25 protein-coding genes are annotated in these 24,780 nt (G+C 69.9%); 18 read left to right on the top strand and 7 right to left on the bottom strand.

The window, feature by feature from the left end:
* The first annotated feature begins 11 nt into the window (after positions 1 to 11).
* Together AC1DVT_RS00945 and sufU are read left to right on the top strand one after the other, a co-directional pair.
* Entirely contained in the window at positions 12 to 1,325 is a 1,314-nt protein-coding gene (locus tag AC1DVT_RS00945; RefSeq protein ID WP_477385733.1) for a cysteine desulfurase, read from the top strand.
* Positions 1,322 to 1,789 (top strand): Fe-S cluster assembly sulfur transfer protein SufU, encoded by a 468-nt coding sequence (gene sufU / locus AC1DVT_RS00940; RefSeq protein ID WP_477385731.1) that lies wholly within the window; start codon positions 1,322 to 1,324, stop codon positions 1,787 to 1,789. The genes AC1DVT_RS00945 and sufU overlap by 4 nt, the downstream gene beginning before the upstream one ends.
* A gap of 57 nt (positions 1,790 to 1,846) precedes the next feature.
* Here the strand turns inward: sufU and AC1DVT_RS00935 are convergent, their stop codons facing one another.
* The gene (locus AC1DVT_RS00935; protein ID WP_477385729.1) at positions 1,847 to 2,713 is read right to left on the bottom strand and encodes a DUF4097 family beta strand repeat-containing protein; all 867 of its coding nucleotides are present in this window, start codon (positions 2,711 to 2,713) and stop codon (positions 1,847 to 1,849) included.
* Positions 2,710 to 3,204, bottom strand: coding sequence for a toxin-antitoxin system HicB family antitoxin (locus AC1DVT_RS00930; protein ID WP_477385727.1), 495 nt, complete (start codon positions 3,202 to 3,204; stop codon positions 2,710 to 2,712). The genes AC1DVT_RS00935 and AC1DVT_RS00930 overlap by 4 nt, the downstream gene beginning before the upstream one ends.
* 167 nt (positions 3,205 to 3,371) lie before the next feature.
* Here AC1DVT_RS00930 and AC1DVT_RS00925 point away from each other — a divergent pair, with 167 nt between their 5' ends.
* Positions 3,372 to 4,496, top strand: a complete 1,125-nt coding sequence (locus AC1DVT_RS00925) for a fatty acid desaturase family protein (protein ID WP_477385725.1) — start codon at positions 3,372 to 3,374, stop codon at positions 4,494 to 4,496.
* 48 nt (positions 4,497 to 4,544) lie between these two features.
* Here the strand turns inward: AC1DVT_RS00925 and AC1DVT_RS00920 are convergent, their stop codons facing one another.
* Positions 4,545 to 5,210: a GntR family transcriptional regulator gene (locus AC1DVT_RS00920; RefSeq protein ID WP_477385723.1), complete on the bottom strand. Its 666-nt coding sequence runs from the start codon at positions 5,208 to 5,210 to the stop codon at positions 4,545 to 4,547.
* 98 nt (positions 5,211 to 5,308) lie between these two features.
* On the opposite strand from AC1DVT_RS00920, the gene AC1DVT_RS00915 reads away from it, so the two are divergent.
* The 10 genes from AC1DVT_RS00915 to AC1DVT_RS00870 all read left to right on the top strand — a co-directional run bounded on the left by AC1DVT_RS00915 (position 5,309) and on the right by AC1DVT_RS00870 (position 15,168).
* Positions 5,309 to 6,400 carry a mandelate racemase/muconate lactonizing enzyme family protein gene (locus tag AC1DVT_RS00915; RefSeq protein WP_477385722.1) on the top strand — a complete coding sequence of 364 codons (1,092 nt, stop codon included), beginning with the start codon at positions 5,309 to 5,311 and terminating at the stop codon, positions 6,398 to 6,400.
* Positions 6,397 to 7,377, top strand: coding sequence for an aldo/keto reductase (locus AC1DVT_RS00910; protein WP_477385720.1), 981 nt, complete (start codon positions 6,397 to 6,399; stop codon positions 7,375 to 7,377). Before AC1DVT_RS00915 ends, AC1DVT_RS00910 begins: the two co-directional genes overlap by 4 nt.
* Entirely contained in the window at positions 7,374 to 8,693 is a 1,320-nt protein-coding gene (locus AC1DVT_RS00905; RefSeq protein WP_477385718.1) for an enolase C-terminal domain-like protein, read from the top strand. The genes AC1DVT_RS00910 and AC1DVT_RS00905 overlap by 4 nt, the downstream gene beginning before the upstream one ends.
* Complete coding sequence (locus tag AC1DVT_RS00900) at positions 8,690 to 9,550, top strand: amidohydrolase family protein (RefSeq protein WP_477385716.1); 861 nt, start codon at positions 8,690 to 8,692, stop codon at positions 9,548 to 9,550. Before AC1DVT_RS00905 ends, AC1DVT_RS00900 begins: the two co-directional genes overlap by 4 nt.
* 23 nt (positions 9,551 to 9,573) lie before the next feature.
* On the top strand, positions 9,574 to 10,332 hold the full coding sequence (locus tag AC1DVT_RS00895; protein WP_457099855.1) for an SDR family NAD(P)-dependent oxidoreductase: 759 nt from the start codon (positions 9,574 to 9,576) through the stop codon (positions 10,330 to 10,332).
* Complete coding sequence (locus AC1DVT_RS00890; protein WP_477385714.1) at positions 10,332 to 10,652, top strand: L-rhamnose mutarotase; 321 nt, start codon at positions 10,332 to 10,334, stop codon at positions 10,650 to 10,652. The genes AC1DVT_RS00895 and AC1DVT_RS00890 overlap by 1 nt, the downstream gene beginning before the upstream one ends.
* 99 nt (positions 10,653 to 10,751) lie before the next feature.
* A complete protein-coding gene (purL, locus tag AC1DVT_RS00885; RefSeq protein ID WP_477385712.1) occupies positions 10,752 to 13,097 on the top strand; it encodes a phosphoribosylformylglycinamidine synthase subunit PurL in 2,346 nt (781 codons plus the stop codon).
* 9 nt (positions 13,098 to 13,106) lie between these two features.
* Positions 13,107 to 13,241: a hypothetical protein gene (locus AC1DVT_RS00880; RefSeq protein ID WP_477385710.1), complete on the top strand. Its 135-nt coding sequence runs from the start codon at positions 13,107 to 13,109 to the stop codon at positions 13,239 to 13,241.
* Positions 13,242 to 13,293: 52 nt separating this feature from the next.
* On the top strand, positions 13,294 to 14,109 hold the full coding sequence (locus AC1DVT_RS00875) for a hypothetical protein (protein ID WP_457099851.1): 816 nt from the start codon (positions 13,294 to 13,296) through the stop codon (positions 14,107 to 14,109).
* An 87-nt stretch (positions 14,110 to 14,196) separates the two neighbouring features.
* Positions 14,197 to 15,168 (top strand): hypothetical protein, encoded by a 972-nt coding sequence (locus AC1DVT_RS00870; protein ID WP_477385708.1) that lies wholly within the window; start codon positions 14,197 to 14,199, stop codon positions 15,166 to 15,168.
* A 9-nt stretch (positions 15,169 to 15,177) separates the two neighbouring features.
* On the opposite strand, the gene AC1DVT_RS00865 is transcribed toward AC1DVT_RS00870, so the two are convergent.
* On the bottom strand, positions 15,178 to 16,254 hold the full coding sequence (locus AC1DVT_RS00865; RefSeq protein WP_477385706.1) for a 1-acyl-sn-glycerol-3-phosphate acyltransferase: 1,077 nt from the start codon (positions 16,252 to 16,254) through the stop codon (positions 15,178 to 15,180).
* Positions 16,254 to 17,120, bottom strand: a complete 867-nt coding sequence (locus AC1DVT_RS00860) for a patatin-like phospholipase family protein (protein WP_477385704.1) — start codon at positions 17,118 to 17,120, stop codon at positions 16,254 to 16,256. Before AC1DVT_RS00860 ends, AC1DVT_RS00865 begins: the two co-directional genes overlap by 1 nt.
* A gap of 153 nt (positions 17,121 to 17,273) precedes the next feature.
* Between AC1DVT_RS00860 and AC1DVT_RS00855 the strand changes: the two genes are divergently transcribed.
* From AC1DVT_RS00855 to AC1DVT_RS00845, 3 genes are read left to right on the top strand one after another with little or no spacing between them, the layout of a single operon-like run.
* Positions 17,274 to 17,678: a GntR family transcriptional regulator gene (locus tag AC1DVT_RS00855; protein WP_477385702.1), complete on the top strand. Its 405-nt coding sequence runs from the start codon at positions 17,274 to 17,276 to the stop codon at positions 17,676 to 17,678.
* Positions 17,675 to 18,607, top strand: a complete 933-nt coding sequence (locus AC1DVT_RS00850; RefSeq protein ID WP_477385700.1) for an ABC transporter ATP-binding protein — start codon at positions 17,675 to 17,677, stop codon at positions 18,605 to 18,607. Before AC1DVT_RS00855 ends, AC1DVT_RS00850 begins: the two co-directional genes overlap by 4 nt.
* Positions 18,604 to 19,299, top strand: a complete 696-nt coding sequence (locus AC1DVT_RS00845) for a hypothetical protein (protein WP_477385698.1) — start codon at positions 18,604 to 18,606, stop codon at positions 19,297 to 19,299. The genes AC1DVT_RS00850 and AC1DVT_RS00845 overlap by 4 nt, the downstream gene beginning before the upstream one ends.
* Before the next feature lie 14 nt (positions 19,300 to 19,313).
* On the opposite strand, the gene AC1DVT_RS00840 is transcribed toward AC1DVT_RS00845, so the two are convergent.
* Positions 19,314 to 19,610 (bottom strand): chorismate mutase, encoded by a 297-nt coding sequence (locus AC1DVT_RS00840; RefSeq protein ID WP_457099844.1) that lies wholly within the window; start codon positions 19,608 to 19,610, stop codon positions 19,314 to 19,316.
* A 68-nt stretch (positions 19,611 to 19,678) separates the two neighbouring features.
* Between AC1DVT_RS00840 and AC1DVT_RS00835 the strand changes: the two genes are divergently transcribed.
* Both AC1DVT_RS00835 and AC1DVT_RS00830 read left to right on the top strand, forming a co-directional pair.
* Positions 19,679 to 20,842: an AI-2E family transporter gene (locus tag AC1DVT_RS00835; RefSeq protein ID WP_477385696.1), complete on the top strand. Its 1,164-nt coding sequence runs from the start codon at positions 19,679 to 19,681 to the stop codon at positions 20,840 to 20,842.
* Between the two features lie 86 nt (positions 20,843 to 20,928).
* Entirely contained in the window at positions 20,929 to 22,101 is a 1,173-nt protein-coding gene (locus tag AC1DVT_RS00830) for an AI-2E family transporter (RefSeq protein WP_477385694.1), read from the top strand.
* Positions 22,102 to 22,105: 4 nt separating this feature from the next.
* On the opposite strand, the gene AC1DVT_RS00825 is transcribed toward AC1DVT_RS00830, so the two are convergent.
* A complete protein-coding gene (locus AC1DVT_RS00825) occupies positions 22,106 to 24,676 on the bottom strand; it encodes a winged helix-turn-helix domain-containing protein (RefSeq protein ID WP_477385692.1) in 2,571 nt (856 codons plus the stop codon).
* Between the last annotated feature and the right edge of the window lie 104 nt (positions 24,677 to 24,780).

The raw sequence follows: 24,780 nt of genomic DNA, 5'->3' as shown, positions 1-24,780 counted from the left end.
AGCCTGGAGGGATGACCTCGACCGTGCCCGCGCCCGCGTCGCTGCGCCCTGAGTCGCTGCGAGCCGAYTTTCCGATCCTCGCCGAGCAGGTGAACGGCGTGCCGCTGGTGTATCTCGACTCGGCCGCGACGAGCCAGAAGCCGCGTGCGGTGATCGACGCAGAGGTCGCCTTCCTCACCCGGTCCAACGCCGCGGTCCACCGTGGCGCGCACACGCTGGCCGCCGAGGCGACCGAGCTGTTCGAGGATGCGAGGGCCACCGTCGCGCGGTTCGTCGGGGCAGCCGAGGATGAGCTGGTCTGGACGAGCGGCGCCACCGCCGGCATCAACCTCGTCGCGTACGGGCTGGGCAACGCCTCGGCCGGTCGCGGCGGCGATGCCGCGCGCCGGCTCGCGCTCGCGCCGGGCGACGAGCTGGTGGTCACCGAGTCCGAGCATCACGCCAACCTCATCCCGTGGCAGGAGCTCGCCGCACGCACCGGCGCGAGGCTGCGGCACATTCCGGTGCACGATGACGGCACGATCGACATGGATGCCGCGGCATCCGTCATCGGCGAGCGCACGCGGGTCGTCGCGTTCCCGCACGTGTCGAACGTGCTCGGGATCGTGAACCCGGTCGCCGAGCTCGTCGCGCTCGCCCAGGCGGCCGGCGCCCTCACCGTGCTGGACGCGTGCCAGTCCGCGCCGCACCTGCCGCTCGACCTCCCCGCGCTGGGCGTCGATTTCGCCGTGTTCTCGGGCCACAAGATGCTCGGGCCCTACGGGATCGGCGGCCTGTACGGACGCCGTGACGTGCTCGCGGCGCTTCCTCCGTTCCTCACCGGGGGGTCGATGATCACGACCGTCACCCTCGACGAGGCGCAGTACCTCGCGCCGCCGCAGCGATTCGAGGCGGGCACGCAGCCGGTCTCGCAGGCGATCGGGCTCGCCGCCGCCATCCGCTACCTCGACGCGATCGGGATGGATGCGGTGCACGCCCACGAACAGCGCCTCGAGCGACGGCTGCGCGACGGGCTGCGCTCGATCCCCGGCATCCGCCTGCTCGGGGACGCTTCGACAAGCTCAGCGACCGGGGAGGCAGTGCAGCGCGTCGCGCTGTGCGCCTTCGACGTCGACGGGGTGCACGCGCACGATGCCGGCCAGTTCCTCGACTCCCGGGGCATCGCCGTGCGCGTGGGGCACCACTGCGCCCAGCCCCTGCACCGCCGCTTCGGACTCACCGCCTCGGTGCGCGCGAGCGGCGCGCTCTACAACACCGAAGCCGAGATCGACCTGCTGCTCGAAGCGGTCGCCGGAGTGCGCGGGTTCTTCGGGGTCGGCCGATGAGCGGGCTCGAGTCGCTCTACCAGGAGCTGATCCTCGACCATTACAAGCGCAAGGTCGGGTTCGGGCTCGCCGACGACGAGGCCGGCTCCGCCACCTCGCACCAGCGCAACCCGATCTGCGGCGACGAGATCACCGTCCGGGTCCGCGTCGAGGGCGACACCGTCCGCGACGTCACGTGGGAGGGCGCGGGCTGCTCGATCTCGCAGGCGTCCGCCTCGATGCTCGCGGAGCTCGTACGCCTCGACCCGGATGGAGTGCCGCGCACGGAGCGGATGCCGCGGGCCGAGGCATCCGCTCTCATCGACGGCTTCCGCGAGGCGCTGCGCTCCCGCGGCACGATCGACCTCGATGAGGACACGTTCGGCGACGCCGCCGCGCTGTCGGGCGTCTCGAAGTACACCGCGCGCGTGAAGTGCGCGATGCTCGCGTGGGTCGCGTTCGAGGACGCCCTCAGCCGCGCCTGACCGCCGCGCGCGCACAGCGGTCGGACGTCAGCGGCGCTCGCGCCCAGATGGGGGAGGTCATGACTTCTCCTCCGAGGCGCGGGTGTCGGAACGGTGGATCGCGATCGAGCCGTAACCCGTGCGGATGCGCAGTTCGACGGTGTCCTCGCCCTCGACGGGGCCTGCGTCCGCCGCGAGGTCGGTGCGGACGACGCCGTGCTGCGCGGTCGCATCGACCCAGACGGCCGTGCCCTGCCGTACGCCGACATCGACCGACCCGTAGGAGCCGTCGACCCGCACCGCGCCGCGGACGATGTCCCGGACCCGCACGGCACCGTACGCCGAACGCATCGTCGCCCCCGACGACAGCGTGCCGAACTCCATCGATCCGCTCGAGGTGACCGCGTCGACCGACCCTGCGACCGAGTCCACGACGATCGGACCGTCGGACCCCTTGATCCGAAGGCCGCCGCCGACGTGGGTGAGGCGCGCCGAACCCGACTTGAAGGTGAAGTCGGMGTCGCCGCTGACCCGGCCGATGCGGAACTCCCCGTGGCCGCCCTTCACCTCGAGCCGCTCGGCCCGGTCGACGGTGAGGTCGCCGTACCCAACCACCGCGCGAACGGGACCGAGGGCACCGGTGAGACGGGCAGAGCCGTACTTCACCTCGACGTCGGCGACGGATGCCTCGGGCACCTCCACGACGACGTCGATCGAGTCGCCCGGCCCGAAAAGGTTCATCCGGAACGGACCCGTCACCACGACCGTCTGCCCGATCCGCTCCACCCTGACCGCTTCCGCGGCCGAGCGGTCTCCGGCCCGCCGCGGGTTGCTGGGCAGCACGGAGACCGAGATGTCATCCCGCGTCGCGGCGAGGACTTCGGCTCGGCCCATCTGGATGTCGACGCGCACCTCCCCGACGCCCGTGACAGCGAAGCTGGTCAACGGACCCACCCCGAGAAGGTCGAGCCGCTGCTCTCCCGCACGACCGGGCGGGGATCGAGCGCGGCACCGACCGCGCGGACGAGCCAGGTGTTCAGGGAGAGGCCTTCACTCGCGGCGGCGGCCTCGGCGCGACTCTTGAGCGAGTCGGGCCACCGGAGGGTGGTGCGCGCGGCGGTCCCGTCATCCGTCTCATCCCCCACCGTGCCCGCCCGCGGCGCGCTGACCGCCGCTTGAGCGTCGAGGATGGCCGCCGGACGGCTCACCACGAACTCGACGTCACGTCCGCGCAGGCGAACGTCGACGGCGCCGGGCGCGAGGTCGCGGGTGATCTCGGCGGCGGCCTCGGACAGCGCCTCGAGGATCGCGACCCGCGCCGACGCATCGAGGGCGACGACGAGCCTGCCCGCGATCTCCTCCGTCTCGGTGGTGCCGGCGGCGGCGGTCGCTATCAGCTGTCGCTGGAGTGCTTCCACATGCGTTGAGATCTGCATGACGTCATTGTGACACCATTTTGACGTCGTTGGACATCACAATTCCATCACAACGCATGCCTCCGCCGGTATGTCGGGTCCGTAGTGTGGGGCATAGCGATCGGCGTCCGCCCATGGCTGGAAACGAACCCCCGTCGCCGCGGGTTCCCGATCGAAGAAGGTGCGCTATGGCCACCATCACCACCGTCGCCACCAACACGCCGGAGGCCCGCCTCGGCCCGATCCGCCAGACCTACGCCAGCGCCGAGAACTTCCCGCCGCTGACCCGCGCCTACACGCAGATCTCCCAGGTCATCCGCGAGACCGGCCTCCTGGGCCGGGCGTCCTGGTTCTACGCCCTCGTCGGCACCGGCCTGCTGCTCGCAATGGCCGGCTGCATCGCCGGCTTCATCCTGCTGGGGGACAGCTGGTTCCAGCTGCTCATCGCCGCTGCGCTCGGCATCGTGCTGACCCAGGTGGCGTTCCTCACGCATGAGGCCGGGCACCGCCAGATCCTCAGCTCCGGCCCGGCCAGCGATCGGCTCGCACGAATCCTGAGCAACGGCATCGTCGGAACCAGCAGCGCCTGGTGGGACACCAAGCACACTCGCCACCACGGCAACCCGAACCGCGTCGGCAAAGACCCCGACATCGAGATCGACACGATCCGCTTCACCGAAGAGGATGCCGCGAAGACACCGTGGATCATGACGTTCATCACCCGGCGCCAGGGCTGGCTGTTCTTCCCGCTGCTGACCCTCGAGGGCTTCAACCTGCATTACCTGAGCGTCAAGCACCTCACGACCTCCAGGAACGTCAAGGGCCGCTGGATCGAGCTGTCGCTGATTGCGCTCCGCTTCACCGTGTACCTGGGCGCCCTGTTCTGGATGCTGCCCCTCGGCATGGCCTTCGCCTTCCTGGGCGTCCAGCTCGCCGTCTTCGGCGTCTACATGGGCGCAAGCTTCGCCCCGAACCACAAGGGCATGCCGCTCATCGACCGCGACGCGAAGCTCGACTTCTTCACCAAGCAGGTGCGCACGTCGCGCAACGTCAGCGGCGGCTGGTGGGCGACGACGCTCATGGGTGGCCTCAACTACCAGATCGAGCACCACCTGTTCCCGAGCATGCCGCGGCCGCACCTCTCGAAGGCCCGCGTCATCGTCAAGGACTACTGCAACACGCTCGATGTCCCGTACACCGAAACCACGATGCTGCAGTCCTATGGGATCGTCATCGAGTACCTGAACCGCGTCGGCCTGTCCGCCCGCGACCCGTTCGAGTGCCACATGGTCGCTCAGTTCCGCAAGGTCTGACACCCGCTGGTGAAGGCCGCGCCCGGTCCGGGCGCGGCCTTCGTCGTTTCAGCCGAAAACCCGCAGCAGCCGCTCACGGGACTGCTCGAGGTGCCGCCGCATGGCGGCTTCTGCCGCCGCCGGATCTCCGGCGATGACGGCGTCCGCGACAGCGGCGTGCTCGTCTACGGTGTCCGCGACGTACGCGCCGCTGTAGGCCAGGCGGAAGGTGTGCAGATGGCAGTGCGTGCGCGCGTAAGCCTGCCGCACGGTCTCGTTGCGCGCGGCACGGAAGACCGTGTCGTGCAGGCGGACGTCGTGCTGTGACAGCACAGAGTATGCGTCGGGCCGGCCGATCGCGGAACGCGCCAGCTCGATCTCGCGGCGAAGCCCGGCCGAGTCCTCGGCCTGCCGGCGCTCGGCGGCGCGCGCGGCTGTTCCGGGCTCCAGCAGCAGGCGCAGCTCGAAGAGGTCGATGAGCTCCTGCTCGGCGAGCAGATCGGTCGTGCGGTAGCCCTTCAGCGGGTGCTTCTCGACGAGGCCGTCGGACTCCAGCCTCGCCAGCGCCTCGCGCACGGGGGTCGGCGAGACGCTGAATCGCCGGGCGAGCTCCCCCGCATTGAGGCGCTCATCCGGCGGAATCGTGCCATCCATGATCGCCAGCTGCAGCACGGCGTGCACCTCGTCGCCGAGCATCACCCGCACACCGCTCGCGAGCGAAGGGATACGATCCATCGTCGACATCGCACCACCTTCGCTTGACACCCGCATCCGTTCTGAAGCACTATAGCGGTCGAAGATCAAATACGATCTTTCGTACATCAGAAAGCACCATGGCCACCACGATCACCGATGCTCGCGCCTTCCTCGTCGATATCGCCGTCGAAACGGAGCGCACCGACGCCGTGCAGAGCTTCGTCAAGCAGGAGACGATCTTCGTCGAACTGGAAACCAGCGACGGCCTGCACGGCCGCGGCTACTCCTACACGATCGGCACAGGGGGGCGCGCGGTGCTGTCGATGCTGCGCGATCACCTGCTCGACCTGCTGATCGGCCAGGAGGCCGATCGCATCGAGGCGATCTGGCACCGCCTGTTCGCCTCGACCCGCGCCACCACGACCGGCGCGATCACCTCGCTCGCCCTCGCCGCAGTCGACACCGCTCTGTGGGATGTCGCGGCGCAGCGCGCCGGACTGCCGCTGTGGCGCCTCGCCGGCGGCTTCCGCCGTGATGTGCCGCTCTACGACACAGAAGGCGGCTGGCTGCACCTGTCGGTCGACGACCTCGTGGAGGGCGCCGTCGTCTCGCAGCGCAAGGGCCTGAGCGGCGTCAAGGTCAAGATCGGCAAGCCGAGCGGCCACGAGGACCGCGAGCGCCTCGCCGCCGTCCGCGACGCCGTCGGGCCAGGGTTCGACCTCATGGTCGACGCCAACCAGTCGATGACCGCGACCGAGGCGATCCGTCGCGCGCGCCTCTTCGACGGGCTCGACCTCGGCTGGATCGAGGAGCCGCTCCCGGCAGATGACATCGAAGGGCACGTGCGCCTCGCCCGCTCCACCGCGACGCCGATCGCCGTCGGCGAGTCGATGTACTCCATCGCGCAGTTCCGCGAGTACCTCGACCGCGGCGCGGCCGGCATCGTCCAGGTCGACGTCGCCCGCATCGGCGGCATCACACCGTGGCTGAAGGTGGCGCATCTCGCCGAATCCTTCAACGTCCACGTGTGCCCGCACTTCCTCATGGAGCTGCATGTCAGCCTCGTCGCCGCGGTCCCCAACGGACGCTACGTCGAGCACATCCCGCAGCTGCGCGGCATCACCCGCACCGAGATGACGATCCAGGACGGCCGGGCGCTCGCCCCCGAGACCGTCGGCCTCGGCATCGACTGGGATCGCGACGCGATCGAGGACAGGATCGTGTCATGACTCTTCCCACACGCCCGCACCGCGGGCTCGAGATCAGCGTGCTCGGCGCCGGCTGCGCGCAGCTCGGCAACCTCTACCGGGCGATGTCCGACGAGGAGGCCGAGGCTACCGTCCGCGCGGCCTGGGACAGCGGCATCCGCTATTTCGACACCGCTCCGCACTATGGCCTCGGGCTCTCGGAGCGCCGGCTCGGCCGCGCGCTGGCGGCCTACCCCCGGGGCGACTACGTGCTGTCCACGAAGGTAGGCCGCCTGCTGGTGCCCAGCCCCGAGACCGCCGGGCAGCGCGATCTGGCGGACGGMTTCGATGTGCCGGCCGACACCCGCAGGGTCTACGACCTCAGCCGCGACGGTGTGCTGCGCTCGATCGAAGACAGCCTCGACCGGCTCGGCGTCGACCGCATCGACATCGCCTACATGCACGACCCCGACGAGCACTGGGAGGCGGCCTCGACGACCGGCGCCCAGGCGCTGACCGAACTGCGCGACGAAGGCGTCATCCGCGGGTTCGGCGCGGGGATGAACCAGGGCGAGATGCTCGCCGATCTCATCGAGCAGACCGACGTCGACATCGTCATGTGCGCCGGCCGCTTCACGCTGCTCGAGCAGGATCGCGCGGAGCGGATGCTGCGCCTCGCCGCTGAGCGCGACGTCGCGGTGGTCGCGGCCGCCGTGTACAACTCCGGGCTGCTCAGCCGCGAGCATGTGCCCGACGACGCCCATTTCGACTACGCCGAAGCGCCCGGCGACATCCTCGCCCGCGCACGGGACATCGAGCGGATCTGCCGCGAGCACGGCGCCTCGCTGCCTGCCGCCGCGGTGCAGTTCCCGTTGCGGCACCCGCAGGTCGTGTCGGTGGTCGCCGGCATGCGCGGCCCCGGCCAGGCCCGCGAGACCGTCGCCCGTCTCACCGCCCCCCTCCCCGACGCGCTGTGGCGTGCCCTCGCCGCCGCCGGCCACATCCCCGAGGTCTCATGAGCACGATCACCGGCGTCGAGGTCCACGACCTGCGCTTTCCGACATCCGTCACCGCCGACGGCTCCGACGCGATGAACCAGGATGCCGACTACTCGGCCGCCTACGTCGTGCTGACCACCGACGAGTCCGCGGACGGCACCCCGCTCCGCGGGCATGGCTTCACCTTCACGATCGGCCGGGGCAACGAGCTGTGCGCCGCGGCGGCGCGCAGCTACGCGGACCGACTGGTCGGCCGGGAGCTCGGCGATGTGGTCGGCGACCTCGGCGGCACCTACCGTCTGCTCGCGTCGGACTCGCAGCTGCGCTGGCTCGGGCCGGAGAAGGGCGTCGTGCACCTCGCGATGGCCGCGGTCATGAACGCGGTGTGGGATCTCGCCGCGCGGCGGGCGGGCAAGCCGCTGTGGCGCTTCCTCGTCGAGCTGCCCACCGAGACCCTCGTCGACACGCTGGATCTGCGCTACCTCTCCGACGAGCTGACCCGCGACGAGGCGATCGAGATGCTCCGCGCGACCGAGCCGCTGCGCGCGGCGCGGACCGCCGAGCTCGCCGCCGCCGGCGGATACCCCTGCTACACGACGAGCGCGGGCTGGCTGGGATACGACGACGAGAAGATGGTGCGACTGCTGCGGGAGGCGATGGCCGAGGGGTACTCCCACGTCAAGCTCAAGGTCGGCCGCGACCTCGACGAGGATCGCCGTCGCGTGGCCCTCGCCCGTGCGACCATCGGCCCCGACATCAAGCTCATGATCGACGCGAACCAGATGTGGGATGTGCCCGAGGCCATCGAGTGGGTGCGGGCCCTCGCCGACTACGACCTGCACTGGATCGAGGAGCCCACGAGCCCCGACGACGTGCTCGGGCACGCGGCGATCCGGGCGGCGGTCGCGCCGATCGGTGTCGCCACCGGCGAGCACGGCATGAACCGCGTGCTGTTCAAGCAGCTGCTGCAGGCCGAGGCGATCGACTACTGCCAGATCGACTCGGCGCGGCTGGCGAGCGTGAACGAGATCATCGCGGTGTATCTGATGGCCGCCAAGCGCGGGGTGCCGGTCTGTCCGCACGCCGGCGGCGTCGGCCTGTGCGAGCTGGTGCAGCACCTGTCGATCTTCGACCACATCGCCTTGACCGGCACCACCGAGCACCGCGTCACCGAGTACGTCGACCACCTGCACGAGCATTTCGCCGACCCCTGCATCGTCGAGAACGCCCGCTACGTCATCCCGACGCAGGCCGGCTACAGCGCGGAGATCCTCGCTCCGTCGATCGAGGAGTACCGGTTCCCCGACGGAGGCTATTGGCAGGGGGCCACCGCGTGAGCGGCATCATCGATGCGCACACCCACATCTGGCAGCGCGCGTCCGGCGACTACGGCTGGATCACCCCCGACCTCGCCACGCTCGACCACGACTTCGGGCTCGACGATCTCACGGCGGAGCGCGCAGCCCTGGGTGTCGACCACGTCGTGCTCGTGCAGGCCGCCGACACGGCGGGCGACACGGATCGCATGCTGGCCGAAGCCGCCGCGCATCCCGAGGTCGCGGGTGTGGTGGCCTGGCTCCCACTCGCCGGTCCTGGGCTCGACGAGGCCCTGACCGACCGGCTCGCCACCGGCAAGGTGGTCGGCGTGCGCGCGCTCATCCACGACATGGCCGACACCCGCTGGGTGCTGCGCGACGACGTCGCCGCGGGCCTCGATCGCCTCGCCGCGGCCGGTCTCGCGTTCGACGTGGTGACCTCGGGCCCCGCCGGCCTCGCGCTCGTGCCGGTGCTCGCGGCGCGGCATCCGTCCCTGCGGATCGTCATCGATCACCTGGGCAAGCCGCCGATCGGAGCGGATGCCGCGGCCCTCGCGCAGTGGCGCTCGCTGCTGCGCGCGGCAGCGGCATCGCCGAACGTCGCCGCCAAGCTCTCCGGCCTCGCGAGCGCATCCGGAGCCCCCGACTCGTGGACCGTGGCGGACCTCCGCCCCGTCGTCGCGGAAGCCGTCGCCGCGTTCCGCCCTGAGCGGCTCATGTACGGCGGCGACTGGCCGGTGTGCCTGCTCGCCGGCGGGTACGCCCGCACCTTCGATGGACTCCACGCGGCGCTCGACGTCTCGGAAGCGGAGCTCGAGCAGATTCATCGCCTATCTGCCATAGCGTGGTACCGACTCGAGATCGAGGGGCTCGGATGAGCCCGACAGGAGATGAAGCAGGCATGAGCGCGAACGACTTCGAAGGCCTGGTGGCCGTGATCACCGGCGGCGCATCCGGGATCGGATTGGCCACGGCACTCGAGCTGGCGGGCCGCGGGGCGCAGGTCGCGGTGCTCGACCTCAATCCCGAGGTCCCCGCCCCACTCGCGGGGTTCACCGCCAATGTCGCGGACCGCGCGTCGGTGGATGCCGCGATAGCGGCCGTCGGCGAGCGCTTCGGACGGATCGACATCCTCATCAACAATGCCGGGATCGGCGCGGCCGGCACCGTCGCCGACAACGACGACGACGAGTGGGCGCGCGTGCTGAACATCAACGTCATCGGCATGGCCCGCGTCTCGGCCGCGGCGCTGCCGTGGCTGCGTGAGAGCCCGGCTGGCGCCATCGTGAACACCAGCTCGATCGCCGCGCAGAGCGGCCTGCCGCTGCGCGCCCTCTACTCGGCGTCGAAGGGCGCCGTGCTGGCGCTCACCCGGGCCATGGCGACCGACCACGTGCGCGAGGGGATCCGGGTCAACTGCGTGTGCCCCGGGACCGCCGCCACGCCCTGGGTGGACCGCCTGCTGTCCCAGGCCGACGACCCCGAGGCCGAGCGCGCCGCGCTCGACGCCCGGCAGGCCATCGGCCGGCTCGTGACCGCCGAAGAGGTCGCGCACGCGATCTGCTACCTCGCGAGCCCGCTTTCCGGCTCGACGACCGGCACCGCGCTCGACGTCGACGGCGGGGCGACGCACGTCCGCGTCCGGCCCCTGACGGCCTGATGCGCGTCGCCCAGGTCATCCGGCTCGACCCGGAGCTCATCGAGGAGTACGAGCGCGTCCACGCGGCGGTGTGGCCCGAGGTGCTCGCGCAGATCGCCCGCAGCGGCATCCGCAACTACTCCATCCACCGGTACGGCACCCTGCTCTTCTCGCTCTTCGAGTACGTCGGCGACGACTACGAGGCGGACATGGCGGCGATGGCCGAGGACGAAGCCACGCAGCGCTGGTGGGCCGTGTGCGGTCCGATGCAGCGCGCGGTGCCCGAAGCGACCGACGGCGAGTGGTGGCACACGATCCCGGAAGTGTTCCACGTCGACTGAGCGTTCTGCGGCCCGCCCGGCGGTCGGCACCGGCGCGGATAGGATGGGTAGCGTCCGGCACCCCCGATTCGCATCGGCCCGATCCTGGAGTTCAGCCGCGTGACCACCCCCTCAAAGACCACTGCGGCTCGTCCTGCCGCAGACACCGTCGACAACGCCGCTGCCACGCCCGAGCGCGAGCAGCCCTACGCCGCACTGGGGCTCAAGCCCGACGAGTACGCGCAGATCCGCGAGATCCTCGGCCGCCGGCCCACGAGCGGCGAGCTGGCGATGTACTCCGTGATGTGGAGCGAGCACTGCTCGTACAAGTCGAGCAAGATCTACCTGCGCCAGTTCGGGCAAAAGGTCACCGACCAGATGCGCGAACGCCTCATGGTCGGCATGGGCCAGAACGCCGGCGTCGTCGACATCGGCGAGGGCTGGGCGGTCACGTTCAAAGTCGAGTCGCACAACCACCCGAGCTACATCGAGCCCTTCCAGGGTGCGGCGACCGGCGTCGGCGGCATCGTGCGCGACATCATCTCGATGGGCGCCCGCCCTGTGGCGATCATGGACCAGCTGCGCTTCGGCGCCATCGACCACCCCGACACCGCGCGGGTCGTGCACGGGGTCGTCTCCGGAATCTCGTTCTACGGCAACTGCCTGGGCCTGCCCAACATCGGCGGTGAGACCGTCTTCGACGCTGTCTACCAGGGCAACCCGCTCGTCAACGCCCTCGCGGTCGGCGTCCTCCGTCATGAGGACCTCAAGCTCGCCAACGCGAGCGGCACAGGCAACCAGGTCGTGCTGTTCGGCGCCAGGACCGGCGGCGACGGCATCGGCGGGGCATCCATCCTCGCGTCCGACACGTTCGCCGACGGCGGCCCGACCAAGCGGCCCGCCGTGCAGGTCGGCGACCCGTTCGCCGAGAAAGTGCTCATCGAGTGCTGCCTCGAGCTGTACCGCGACGATCTGGTGGAAGCGATCCAGGACCTCGGCGCCGCCGGCATCTCGTGCGCCACGAGCGAGCTCGCGGCCAACGGCGGCAGCGGCATGCGCGTCGACCTCGAGAAGGTGCTGCTGCGCGACCCCACGCTCACGCCCGAGGAGATCCTCATGAGCGAGAGCCAGGAGCGCATGATGGCGATCGTCGCGCCCGAGAAGCTCGACGCGTTCCTCGAGGTCGTCGGCAAGTGGGATGTCGAGACCAGCGTGCTCGGTGAAGTCACCGGCGACGGCCGTCTGCAGATCTTCTGGCATGGCGAGCAGATCGTCGACGTCGACCCCTCGACGGTCGCCGTCGACGGCCCCGTCTACGAGCGGCCCGTGGCGTACCCGACCTGGATCGACGCGCTCCGCGACGACTCGGCGACGGCCCTGCCGCGCGACCTCGACGCCGACACGCTCCGCAGCCAGTTCATCCAGCTCGTCGCGAGCCCCAACCTCGCCGACACGGCGTGGGTGACCAACCAGTACGACTACTACGTCATGGGCAACACGGCCCTGTCGTTCCCCGACGACGCCGGCATGATCCGCGTCGACGAGCACTCCGGGCTCGGCTTCGCGATCGCGACCGACTGCAACGGGCGGTTCTGCCAGCTCGACCCCTACGAGGGCGCGAAGCTCGCCCTCGCCGAGGCGTACCGCAACGTCGCCGTCTCCGGCGCCGTGCCGACGGCAGTCACCGACTGCCTCAACTTCGGCAGCCCGGAGAACCCCGAGGTCATGTGGCAGTTCTCGCGTGCCGTCGAGGGACTGTCGGACGGATGCCTCGAACTCGGCATCCCCGTCACCGGCGGCAACGTCAGCTTCTACAACCAGACCGGCGATGTGCCGATCTTCCCGACGCCGGTCGTCGGCGTGCTCGGGATCATCGACGACGTGGGACGCCGCATCCCGTCCGGCTGGCAGGACGAGGGCGAGAACATCTACCTCCTCGGCGTCACTGCGACCGAGCTGAGCGGATCGGCGTGGGCGGGCACCATCCATGACCACCTCGGCGGACGCCCGCCGGCGGTGGACCTCGCCGGCGAGAAGCGACTCGGCGACCTGCTGCACGCGGCATCGCTGCAGTCGCTCGTCTCGAGCGCGCACGACCTGTCGTCCGGTGGCCTCGCCCAGGCTCTCGCCGAGGGTGTCATGCGCTTCGGCGTCGGCGCGCGCGTCTGGCTCACCGAGCTCATGGAGCGCGACGGCGTGGATGCCGCGACCGCCCTGTTCTCGGAGTCCACCGGACGGGTCATCGTCTCGGTGCCTCGCGAGGACGACGTGAAGTTCCGGGGTCTGTGCGACGGGCGCGGCTACCCGGTGCTGCGCATCGGCGTCACCGACGCACCCGGCGACGGGGATGCGCCCGCGCTCGAGGTGCAGGGACTGTTCACTGTGCCGCTCACCGAGCTGCGCGACCGGTCGACCGCGACCCTGCCTGCCGTGTTCGGTCCRACCGTGACCGAGCCGGCGCTCTAGGCTGGACCCATGTCCGACGACGACGAGTACACGAGCCTGAACGACACCCGGCAGAAGCGCGTCAAAGCGATCGCGTGGGTCGTCATCGTGAGCCTCATCCTCGTCGGCGGCGGCGCGACAGTGCTGGCCCTGCTCTTCGGCTGAATCAGGGCCTGATTCCCAGCCTGATCCCTTCCGGCGCGGCTACCATGGCCCCGTGGATCCGCTTCTGGTCTTCGTCGCCGACGTCTGGTGGATCGCGCCGGCGACGATCGGCGCGGGCGCCCTCGGCTGGCTCGGTCTGCGCGGCCAGCGCACCGTGAGCGCACGCCGGCTGGGACTGGACGCCGCGAGACGCGATCTGAGCTCCGCGCGCGCTGCCGTGACCCGAGGGCGAGCCGATGTCGCGGTTGCTCGCGCCGACGTCGCGCGCACGCAGGCCGAGCTGTCCGCGCACAGCGCATCGGAGCGGGATCTCGCGGCTGCGCGCCGCGCGCTCGCCCACGCGAGGCAATCGGCCAGGGCAGCTTCTGCGGGCCTCCGTGCCGCGCGGATCAACCTGCGCACCATGCGTGCGACGATGCCGCGGATCGGCTCCGACCCCGCCGAGTTTCCACTTGCGAAGGTCATGGCCGCTCACACCGCGGTGCTCGTCCGATGGATGGAGTACGAGACCGATCCCGCCAAGGCGATCGCGTATCCCGAGATGAGCGATGGCCGATCGCCGGTGATGGCCGCGTTCCTCCGCGAACAGTCGATCGCTCAGCAGCTGCGTCCCAGCTCTGCCGCCGCGCGGATGACGCCTGCGGATTTCGCCGCCTATCGTGACGCGGTCAGACGGGTCGAGAGTGCATTCGACGCCGCCGAGGAGTCGGTGCTTCGCCAAGCCTCGGGGCAGGCGAAGCCGCTCGGCTACGAGTTCGGCCACTGGGCCGATACCGCGCAGGACCTCCTGTGGAGTGCCCAGCGCGCGGTTGCCTGGTCGGCGGAGGCCATGGCGCGGGTGCGGCCTCCGACATCGCCCCCGCGGTGAGCTGAGCACCTCGGTTCGGTGGGCTCCCAGCGGGCTGCACGGCAGACCCCCAGCACCGTGGCGCCCCGCGACGGTTAGCATGACAGGGTGGAGCCCGTCTTCCAGTTCATCGGCGGCTACTGGTGGCTCGTCTTCCCGCTCATGGGCGTGATGGCGAGCGTCGGTGGCGCCTGGGAGCGTCGCGCGCGCCGTCGCCACCGCCGACGTCTCGAAGTGCTGCACGCCAAGGCCGAGCTCAAGGCGGCGGAGGCGGCCGCTCGCGGCCGCGGCGCTGTCGCGCTTCCAGGGCCGCAGTCCGCGACACCGACTGCCCCCGTGGCGACCCAGGCCTGGTCCGCCCCGCCGTGGCCCGCGCCGCCGTGGCAGCAGCAGAACGGCGACGGCCGTCCCCCGCAGTCGCAGCTCGAGCGGCTCTTCGCGGCGCACGATGCCGTGACCGCGCGCTGGCTCGAGTACGAACTCGACATCGCGAAGCTCATCGCCTACCCCGCCATGAGCGATGGCCGCCAGCCGCTGACCGCGGCGTTCCTGCGCGCGAAGAAGATGGCCGACGGCCTGCGTCCAGCCACAGCGAAGACCAAGCTCACGCGGGACCAACTCGCCGAGTACCGCAGCGCTGTCACCGATTTCGAGGTCGCCTTCGACGTGGCCGAACGCGACGCCCGCCGCATCCGCGATTCCGGGTTCACCGACAACGAGCGCAAGCGCCTGGACACCGCGAAGCAGCTCCTCAGCGTCGCGATCGACCAGGCCGCGACGCCGGCGGAGCGCCAGCTCGCCTATCGCCGCGTGCGCGAGGAGCTGGACGGACTCATCTCGCTGTCGGACGAGGCGATCGTCGTGCTCGAGAAGCAGGTCTCGCTCGAGCTCACGACCGGAGCCACCGCCCAGACCGCGCCGGCTCCTGCTCCCGGAAAGCCGACGGCAGCACCGCAGGCCTCGCCGGCGGGGTCGACCGGTCCCCAGCCGTCGACCTCGACTGCGGGCCCTTGGCCGGTGCCGGCGCGCACCACCGAGACGGCGCCTGGACGCATCGTGCACCCCAAGCCGCGACCCTGACCGCCGCAGTCAGTCCGCGGTCGGCTCCTCGTTCTCGCTGATCCAGCGATCCACCCGCTCGAACCAGTCGAACAGCCACTCCGCCTGGGCGGGCCGGCCGACGGGGATCTCCGACCGCGGCACCCGCCAGGCGCGCATCGTGATCTGCTTGTCCATCGGCAGCTCGCGCCAGATGTCGGCCGTCGTCACGAGCCGGTCGAGTCCGGTGTGCGCGATGAACACGACGTCGGCGTCGGAGGATGCCTCGAGCGCGGCATGCATCCCGCCCGGCTGCGGCGGCATCACGTGGACCATCGCCTCCGCGCGGTCGGCGAGCGCCGTGCGTCCAGAAGCCCGCAGCCGATCGATGCGGGTGCGGCGGCGCGTCGAGGTCATGTTGCCGCCCTCGGGGAAGATGACGAACGCATCCTCGGGCCCGAGACCGGTGGCGAGGTCCTTCAGGCTGTCCTCGACGCCGCGGCCTCCGCCCTTCGGGCCGCCCTTGGCCCCGAACCCGGAGGGCACGATGAATCGCGCCGGAATCCGGTGCAGCAGGATGTCGACCGCCGGGTCCATCTGCATCGTGTACTTGAGCACGATGCGCGGCCGCCGGGCCACGAAGTTGAGCAGGGCGTGGATGAGGATGAACGAGTCGCCCGGTCCGGCGTGCCGGCTGGCGACGATGATCGGCGTGCCGGGCGCGAAGAGCTCCCGGAACGCGGCGGCCGCGGCATCCGCGTCGACTCCGTCCGCTCCCTTCGTGTGGATCGAGAGGCGCAGCACGCCGCCGAAGATCCAGAAGAGCACGCGCAGCGCGGCGGCGCCGATGCGATAGTGCCCTCGTACGAAGGCGGGCGAGTGCAGCTTCCAGCCGAAGCCCGACGCGATCCACATCGCCAGCAGGACGATCAGCAGCACCGAGTCCCAGAGCAGGTAGACCGTGATGAGCCACATCACCCGCGGCAGCCGGAACCGTCCGGGCACGAGCGAGGTCAGCGCAAGGGCGACGAGCAGCCAGAGGGGCGAGAGCACCAGCAGCAGGACCGAGATGATGATGACGAGCGGGGCGACGACGACGCGGCGCACCCAGAGCGGAGGCAGCCGCATCAGTCCTCGCTTCCCGTCACGACCGGGGCGGACGCGAGTCCGCGATCGATGAGGAAGTCCCGGCTGGCCTCGTAGGCCTGGTCGATGCGCAGGCGCACGGTCTCCATCTTCCGGTAGGAACGCAGGGTGTCGTCCCCCTCCAGCGGACCGCCGGTGGGCAGGACGTAAAGGTCGACGTCCGCGGGGAGCGTCGCCAGATCGCGGGCGAAGCGGTGGCGCCGGGCGATCTCGAACGCGACGCGCGCGGTGTCGACAGCAGAGGATGGCGCGACCAGCGGCGTCTCGACCCGCCCGACCTGCAGCACGAAGATCGTCTTCGCCCCGGCGAGCACGGCCTGCTCGATCGGGATCGAGTTGACGATGCCGCCGTCGATGTAGTGCTCGTCGCCGATGCGGGTCGCGGGCAGGAGCCCGGGCACCGACGACGACGCCAGCACCGCGTCGATGAGCGGCCCGGAGTCGAACACCTGCTCGGCGGCGCGTTCGATGCTCGCCGCCACGACCTGGAGCGGCACGGTCAGCCCCTCGAAGGTGGYGTCCGCGCCCAGATTGCGCTCGAGCAGCTCGCGCAGGGGCTGGGGGGAGTTCAGATGGGTCTTGGTCTTCACCAGCCGGCTGATCTGGGTGGCGAGCGAGCCGCCGTAGACCGCGTTCGCCTCGGCCGACGTCCACGCCGTCATCAGCTTCTCGATCACCGTCAGGGTCGGATCACTCGCCACCAGCGCTCCGTTGATCGCGCCGATCGACGTGCCGACGACGAGATCGGGTCGGATGTCGGCGCGCAGCAGCGCATCGATCATGCCGATCTCCACGGCGCCGCGCACCCCACCACCACCCAGCACGAACGCAATGGGGTGTTCCGCCACGACCCGCTCCGCTCTGCCTCGATGTCCTTCCCCATTGTCTACCCCACCTCGCTCCGCCCGCGCACCCGCTGGGGCCGATGTCGCTCTTGACAGGCGAGTCCTCGCGGATGCATGGTTAGCTAGTCAAGTAACTAACCAACAGACGGAGTGGGTGTGATCGAAGAGGGGAGGCCGCTCTTCCTGCAGATCGCAGAGCGCGTCGAGGACTCGATTGTCGAGGGCAGCCTGTCCGAAGAGGCTCAGGCTCCGTCCACGAACGAACTCGCCGCGTTCTATCGCATCAATCCGGCCACGGCGGCGAAGGGAGTGAACATGCTCGTCGACAAGGGCGTGCTCTACAAGCGGCGGGGGATCGGGATGTTCGTCTCGCCCGGAGCCCGCGCACTCCTGCGCGCAGAACGCCGCGCCGCGTTCGCCGATCGATTCGTCGAGCCGCTGCTCGCCGAGGCACGCACGCTCGGGCTCGAGCCCGACGACCTCACCGAACTCATCCGCGAACGCGCCGCGAACGGCGGCGGGGGCGCGGCATCCGTCTCCCCGGAAGGAGCCGAACGATGACCGCAGCCCCCGACACGGTGATCGAGGTGGACCACCTCACCAAGCGCTACCGCGACACGCTCGCGGTGGACGACGTGAGCCTCCGGATCCGCAAGGACACGATCTACGGCCTGCTCGGACGCAACGGCGCGGGCAAGACGACGGTCATGTCGATCCTCACCGCGCAGAACTTCGCCACCTCCGGCGACGTGCGCATCTTCGGACAGAGCCCCTACGAGAACGCCAAGGTGCTCCGGCGGATGTGCTTCGTGCGCGAAAGCCAGAAGTACCCGGACGACGCCCGGCCCAAGCACGCCCTCGCCACCGCGCGACTGTTCTTCCCGAACTGGAACCAGGATCTCGCCGATCGGCTCGTCGACGACTTCCAGCTGCCGCTCACACGCCGGATCAAGAAGCTCTCCCGCGGGCAGCTGTCGGCGGTGGGCRTGATCATCGGCCTGGCATCGCGTGCCGACATCACGTTCTTCGACGAGCCCTACCTCGGTCTCGACGCCGTCGCCAGGCAGATCTTCTACGACCGGCTCCTCGAGGACTACACCGAGCACCCGCGCACGGTCCTGCTCTCGAGTCACCTGATCGACGAGGTGTCGAATCTCATCGAGCGGGTGCTGGTCATCGACCGGGGGCGGATCATCATGGACGAAGACACGGATGCCGTCCGCGACCGTGCGGCGAACATCGTGGGCGACGCCGCCGCTGTCGAGGCCTTCGTCGCAGGGCGCGATGTGATCCACCGGGAGAGCCTCGGACGAGTGGCATCCGTCACCGTGCTCGGTGCGCTGTCGGCCGGCGAGCGGGAGCGGCTCGCCGCCACCGGGCTCGAGGTCGCACCGGTATCGCTGCAGCAGCTCATCGTGCGCCTGACGCAGCATGTCTCCGGAGCCGATCCCGACCGAACCGCCGCCGTCGAGCAAGGAGCACTGCGATGAACCGCACGGTCAGCGTCGTCCGGATGCAGCTGATCAACAGGCAGACCTACATCTGGATCCCCCTGATGATCCTGGGTGCCGCGTTCCTGATGACGCTCGCGATCTACGCGATCCTCGCCGGGTCGGGGGTTGAAGGCCCCTTCTACGGCGCCGGTCAGCAGGCGCCGATCTGGTACTTCGGCATCGTCGGCATCCAGGCGCTCACCCTCACCTTCCCGTTCTCGCAGGCGATGAGCGTCACGCGCTGGGAGTTCTATCTCGGCACTCTGCTCACGGCGGCGCTGACCTCCGCGATCCTCGGCGGGATCGCCGTCGTAGGCGGTCTCCTCGAGCAGGCGACCGATGGCTGGGGCTTCGACGGGTACTTCTTCGGGCTGCCCTGGGTCTGGGAGTACGGGCCAGTCGGCGCCTTCCTCGGCAACTTCGCCCTCGCGATGCTGTTCTTCGTGATCGGCTTCTGGATCGCCACGATCTACAAGCGCTTCGGCGGCGTCGCACTCACGGCCGTGCTCGTCGGGATCGGGGCCCTCTTCGTCCTCGGGCCCTGGGTGGTCGGCCGCGTGGACGCGTGGGGCGTGGTCTGGCAGTGGGTGGCCGGCCAGGGCGTCATCGGACTGTCGCTGTGGGGCCTGCTGCTCGGCGCGGTGCTCGCCGGCATCGCCTTCCTCACACTGCGGCGCGCCGTGCCCTGATCAGGCATCGTTCCTCAGCGGCTGTCTGCGGCAGCGGTGTGGTGGCGGATGACCTCGGCGACGACGAAGTTGAACCACTTCTCGGCGAACTCGGGGTCGAGGTCGGCCTCGATCGCGAGCCGACGCAGGCGGGCGAGCTGCTGCTCTTCGCGCACCGGATCGGACGGTGCCATGCCGTGCTCAGCCTTGAGCTGACCCACCTGCTTCGTGGAGCGGAAGCGCTCGGCGAGCATGAAGATCAGCGCCGCGTCGATGTTGTCGATGCTGCCGCGCAGGTGCTGCAGGGTCAGCGACGGGTCCTCGTCGGTCATGGCATGCCTCCTCGTGCCTCGACCCTACCCCGCTGACACAGGCCCGCTGAGACTCCTAGAGTGTGCCCATGAGCGATGGGACGGATGCCGCGCAGCGCCTCTCCGCGGATCCGGCGGCCGGGACCGATGCGGCCGTACCCACTGAGACCGCGGTAGTCTCTCCGGCGCCCCCGCGCCGCGAGATCTGGGCGAACCTGGGGCACCCCTTCGCGATCGGGCTGTCGCTGACCATCGGCGCGCTGGCGGCGGTCGCCCTGGGCGTCGCCTTCCTCAACCTCTCGACGATCGTGATCTACATCGTCATGGCGATGTTCGCCGCCCTGGCCCTGGACCCGGTGGTGCGTCTGCTGGAACGGCGCGGGCTCAGTCGCGCGTGGGGAATCGTGATCGCATACGCGGTTTTCGCGATCCTGCTCGTCCTCGTGCTGTGGTTCGTCGTGCCGGCGCTTTTCACCCAGCTGGGCACGCTGGTCGCCAACATCCCGGCGCTGATCAGCAATTTCGAGCAGACCGACTTCTACGCCTGGGCCCAGGGGGCGTTCGGCGACCAGATCGGAACGATCCTCAATCACGTCGAGGCGTTCTTCCTCAACCCCGCGAACCTCGCGGCGATCGGCGGCGGTGTGGTCCATCTCGGCATCGGCATCGCCTCGGCGATCTCCGGTGGCGTCATCATCATCGTCCTGAGCCTGTACTTCCTCGCCGGTCTGCCGGCCATCAAAGACGCGCTGGTGACGCTCGTCCMCGCCCGCAGCCGCCCGACGATGCGCAGCATGACCGACGAGATCACTGGGTCGATCGGCGGCTACCTCACCGGCATGGTGATCCTCGCGTTCTGCAACTCGATGATCGCGCTGGCGCTGCACCTGATCCTCCAGCTCCCGCTTCCAGGCCTCATGGCGATCGCCGCGTTCTGCATCACCCTGATCCCGCTCATCGGGTCGGTCGTCTACTGGATCTTCGCGACCGTCATCGCGCTGTTCACCGACCCGACGGCCGCGCTCATCTTCGCCATCGTGTACCTCATCTACATGCAGCTCGAGGCCTACGTGCTCACGCCGCGCGTCATGAGCAAGGCGGTCTCCGTCCCTGGCGCGCTCGTCGTCATCGGCGCCCTGGTCGGCGGCACGCTGATGGGCCTGCTCGGCGCACTGGTCGCGATTCCGATCACGGCGTCGATTCTGCTCATCATCAAACGGATCTACGTGCCACGGCAGGACGCAAAGCTCTGAAGCCCGCTCATCCCGAAAGGATGACGAAAACCGGCGCCGGGCGATCCCTCCGCGGACGGCACCCCGGTCGGCCCTATCCTGACGGCATGACTGACGACAGCGCGAAGTCCCCGATTCCGCCCGATTCGGTGCCTGCAGCCACCACCGTCGCCGTGGTCGCCGAGTCCGGTGCCTCTGTCACAGGCACTGAGCACAGCCAGGGCCGATCGTTCTGGGCCCGACTCGACAATCCCTTCACCGTAGGTCTGCTGCTGACCCTCGGCGGGCTCGTCGCCCTGCTGCTCGGCATCGCACTGACCAACATCTCGACGATCCTCGTCTACATCGGCCTCGCGGCGTTCGCCGCCCTGGGCCTCGACCCGGTGATCAAGTGGCTCGTCAGGCACGGGGTCAAGCGGGGATGGGCGATCGCCATCATCTTCCTGACCGGCTTCGTCCTCGCGGTCGGCCTGCTGCTGCTCGTGGTGCCGACCCTGGTCGAGCAGGTGAGTTCGTTCATCAAGGACTTTCCGGMGACGATCACCAAGTTCGAGAAGACCCCCTTCTACGCCTGGCTGGAGGGGATCTTCGGCACAGGTCTCACCGACCTCATCAGCGAGGTCGAGAAGTTCTTCAGCGACCCGAAGAACGTCGCGGCGATCGGGGGCGGCCTGCTCAAGGTCGGCGCCGGCATCGCCGAAGCCGTCTCGGGCGCACTGATCGTCGTGGTGCTGACCCTTTATTTCACCGCATCGCTCCCCGGCATCAAGGACTCGCTGATGCAGTTCGCACCGGCTCGTCGCCGTGTCGGGGTGCGGGCCATGACCGACCAGATCACCGACTCCGTCGGCGGCTACCTCATGGGCATGGTCATCCTGGCGTTCTTCAACTCCGTCGTGGCGACCATCCTGCACGCGGTGCTGGGTCTGCCCTACCCGCTCCTCATGGGTGTGCTCGCCTTCTCGATCACGATCATCCCGCTGATCGGACCCGTGCTGTACTGGATCGTCGCGACCATCATCGCGCTGTTCACGAGCCCCGTCGCCGCCCTGATCTTCGCGATCTGCTACCTGATCTACATCCAGATCGAGGCGTACGTGCTGACCCCGAAGGTCATGAACCGGGCGATCGAGATCCCCGGCTCACTCGTGGTGATCGGCGCCCTCATCGGCGGCACGCTGCTCGGCTTCATCGGAGCCCTCGTCGCGATCCCGGTCACGGCATCGATCCTGCTGATCATCAAACAGGTGTTCTTCAAGCAGCAGGACGCCAAGATCTAGCGGGCTACGTGTACTGGCGGAGCGCCTCTCGCCGGGAGGAGACGCCGAGCTTGCGGTAGATCGCCCGCTGGTGGGTCTTGACGGTGTTCACCGACACGCCCAGCCGACTCGCGATCTCGGTCGTGGTCAGCGTGGTGCGCAGCTGTTCGAAGACATCGCGTTCACGCACCGAGAGCGCGGCCAGCTGCGTGCTGCCGGTCTTCGGCCGCAGGCATGACATGAGGAACTTCTCGTGGGCGGTGCCCCACGCGATGTGCGCGCCGAGGAGCTGCCGCAGCTCGGCGTCGTCCTCGGCGAACGGAATCCGCATCGTCTCCTTCTCGGCGACCGCGAGGGCCTCCTCGCAGAGCTCATGTGCGGCAGGCGCGCGACCTGCCGTCCAGTGCTGCATCGCGCGGGTGACGAGCGTCGCCACCCTCAAGTAGGTCACCTCGCCGTAGGCGGAATGATGCTTGAGGATCTGCAGCGCCGCGGTCGGATCGCCGCTGCGTCGGAGGATCCCCGCGGCGAGCACGGCGATCAGAGGCGTCGAGGACTCCTCGAGGAAGCCGCGCGCCACCGCCACCGCCCGGTCGTGGTGCCCGACCGCTTCCTCCAGGAGGGCGATCGCCAGCTGTCGCATCTTCGGCCAGACCACACCGTGCAGCTCCGAGCTGGGCAGGAACTGCAGCTCCAGGGCCGCACGGCGACACGACCGCTGGTCGCCTCCCGACGCCGCCGCACAGGCGAGCAACACCCGTGCGAGATCGGCGAAGGTGCGGTTGTGCCCGCTGCCGAAGGCGATGGCGCTGCGCAGATCGCGCTCCGCGGCGGCGGTGTCCATCGCCCAGTACGAGACGAGACCGGAAGCGGTCAGCGCGGTGGCACCCGCGTTCGTCTGCCAGATCGACTCCTCGGGATCGTCATCGGCGAGACCGACCAGCACCACTCGCGCGCTCTCGAGCCGCCCGGCCAGGGCAAGCGAGAAGGCCAGGCAACCGCGCGCCCGCCGCAGGATCGCTGCGTCGCCCACGGCAGCCGTCTGACGCACGGCGGACTCCAGCGTCTCGATCATGCGGGTCGGATCCATGCGGTACCGCAGGTCGGCCCAGCCGATGAGGAAGGTGATCGCCGCCTGCTCGCGGGCGGAGCGGGCATTCGCGTGCACGAGTCGGCGACGCACGTCCTCGGTGGCCTCGCCGATCAGGGCGCGCTCATCGAGCAGGAAGAGGCGCGCGAGCTCCAGTGTGCGCTCGAAGCGCTCGTCGGGGTCATGGGAGCCGGCCGTCGCGCGGCGGAAGAGATCCYGCCCCGCCTTGCGCTCGCCCATGACGTCGCAGGCGCACGCGCGGACCAGCTGGATCGCCGGGTCGTCCCCGAACGGGGCGGGCAGCGACAGGCACGCGCTGTCGACATCGCCCGCCTCAGCGCCCGCGACCAGGGCGACCCAGCTGTCGAGGATGATGGCCGTCGCCGCAGCGGGATCGTCGACTGCCAGCAGGTGCGCGACGGCGTCGAGCGGGCGAGCTTCCGCCAGCAGGGTGGCCGCCCGGCGGCGCAGCACCTCGAGGGCCGCGGGGTCCTCCTGAGCGAGCAGGTCGCGGCAATAGCGGGCGAACAGGGAATGCCACTGATAGACCGGTCCGGTCGGGCTGTCGTGCCGGTCGAGGAACAGGCCGAGTCGACGGCAGTCCTCGAGCATCGCGACGGCATCCGCGCGGCCGGTGAGCGCCACCGCAAGTCGAGGGGTGAGCTCGTCGCAGACGGCGGCTTCCATGACGAATCGCGCCAGATCCGCAGGCAGCGCGGAGAGGATGACATCGCGCACGTATTCGCGCATGAGACCCCCGCCGCGCCCGGAGGTCGCCGCCCGGGGACCGGCACCGCTCAGGAGTGCGAGGCGCACGGCGATCGGCCAGCCCGCGGTGTCCGCGTGGACGGCGACCGGATCGGCACCGGTCGACATCGTCGCGGCGAGCGCGGCCACCTCCGGTGCCTCGAAGGCGAGCGCCTCGGCCCCGATGACGACCTCGGGATTGCTGAGGATGAAGCGCGACATCTGCAGCTCGAGCGGGGTGGTGCCCACGAGCACGATCCGAAGCGCCGGCGGGGCATCGGCGATGAGGGCTCCGAGCAGACCTGCGGCCAGACTCTCGTGCGCCCGCTGCGCGTCGTCGACGACGAGGATCAGCGGCTCCTGCGCATCGGCGAGCGCCTCCCACAGTCGACGGTGCAGCTCGCCCTGCGCGGCCGTGCCCGCATCCACTCCGACCGGGCCGACCAGGCCGAGATCATCCCGCGTGCGCGCGATGGCCGCGATCGCGGAGATGATCTCTCCGTCCACGTAGGCGTGCTCACCCTCCATGGGACCGAGCGCGAGCCAGGCCACCTCGTTCGGCACGGATTCGGTCCAGGTCGTTACCGCGATCGTCTTTCCGAAGCCGCTCGGGGCGGACACGATCGTCACGCGGTTCGAGGCGACCGCGTGCTCGAGCAGCTGGGTGAGCCGGGCGCGATCGAGCGTGGCCGGCTGTCGATGCGGCGGGCGGTGCTGGAGCCACCGTGGCGATGACAGCGCAGACGTCGGCAACGTCATACTGCGACCTCCCTCACGTGTCCCCCCGGCGACGGGCACGCGGGCAGTAGGAGGGCTGGATGCACCGACGAGCTGCGCACGATCCGGACGACTGTCGGGTATCC

This window comes from Microbacterium sp. P2_F9, from assembly GCF_056403635.1.
This window is presented reverse-complemented; position numbering and strand designations above follow the sequence as displayed.

What these genes read in the sequence shown, in the direction of transcription:
- AC1DVT_RS00880 (WP_477385710.1), top strand. Translation starts at nt 13,107, where the DNA reads ATGTCCGACGACGACGAGTACACGAGCCTGAACGACACCCGGCAGAAG.
- AC1DVT_RS00845 (WP_477385698.1), top strand. Translation starts at nt 18,604, where the DNA reads ATGAACCGCACGGTCAGCGTCGTCCGGATGCAGCTGATCAACAGGCAG.
- AC1DVT_RS00895 (WP_457099855.1), top strand. Translation starts at nt 9,574, where the DNA reads ATGAGCGCGAACGACTTCGAAGGCCTGGTGGCCGTGATCACCGGCGGC.
- AC1DVT_RS00925 (WP_477385725.1), top strand. Translation starts at nt 3,372, where the DNA reads ATGGCCACCATCACCACCGTCGCCACCAACACGCCGGAGGCCCGCCTC.
- sufU (WP_477385731.1), top strand. Translation starts at nt 1,322, where the DNA reads ATGAGCGGGCTCGAGTCGCTCTACCAGGAGCTGATCCTCGACCATTAC.
- AC1DVT_RS00840 (WP_457099844.1), bottom strand. Translation starts at nt 19,610, where the DNA reads ATGACCGACGAGGACCCGTCGCTGACCCTGCAGCACCTGCGCGGCAGC.
- AC1DVT_RS00865 (WP_477385706.1), bottom strand. Translation starts at nt 16,254, where the DNA reads ATGCGGCTGCCTCCGCTCTGGGTGCGCCGCGTCGTCGTCGCCCCGCTC.
- AC1DVT_RS00920 (WP_477385723.1), bottom strand. Translation starts at nt 5,210, where the DNA reads ATGGATCGTATCCCTTCGCTCGCGAGCGGTGTGCGGGTGATGCTCGGC.
- AC1DVT_RS00930 (WP_477385727.1), bottom strand. Translation starts at nt 3,204, where the DNA reads ATGCAGATCTCAACGCATGTGGAAGCACTCCAGCGACAGCTGATAGCG.
- AC1DVT_RS00915 (WP_477385722.1), top strand. Translation starts at nt 5,309, where the DNA reads ATGGCCACCACGATCACCGATGCTCGCGCCTTCCTCGTCGATATCGCC.
- AC1DVT_RS00890 (WP_477385714.1), top strand. Translation starts at nt 10,332, where the DNA reads ATGCGCGTCGCCCAGGTCATCCGGCTCGACCCGGAGCTCATCGAGGAG.
- AC1DVT_RS00905 (WP_477385718.1), top strand. Translation starts at nt 7,374, where the DNA reads ATGAGCACGATCACCGGCGTCGAGGTCCACGACCTGCGCTTTCCGACA.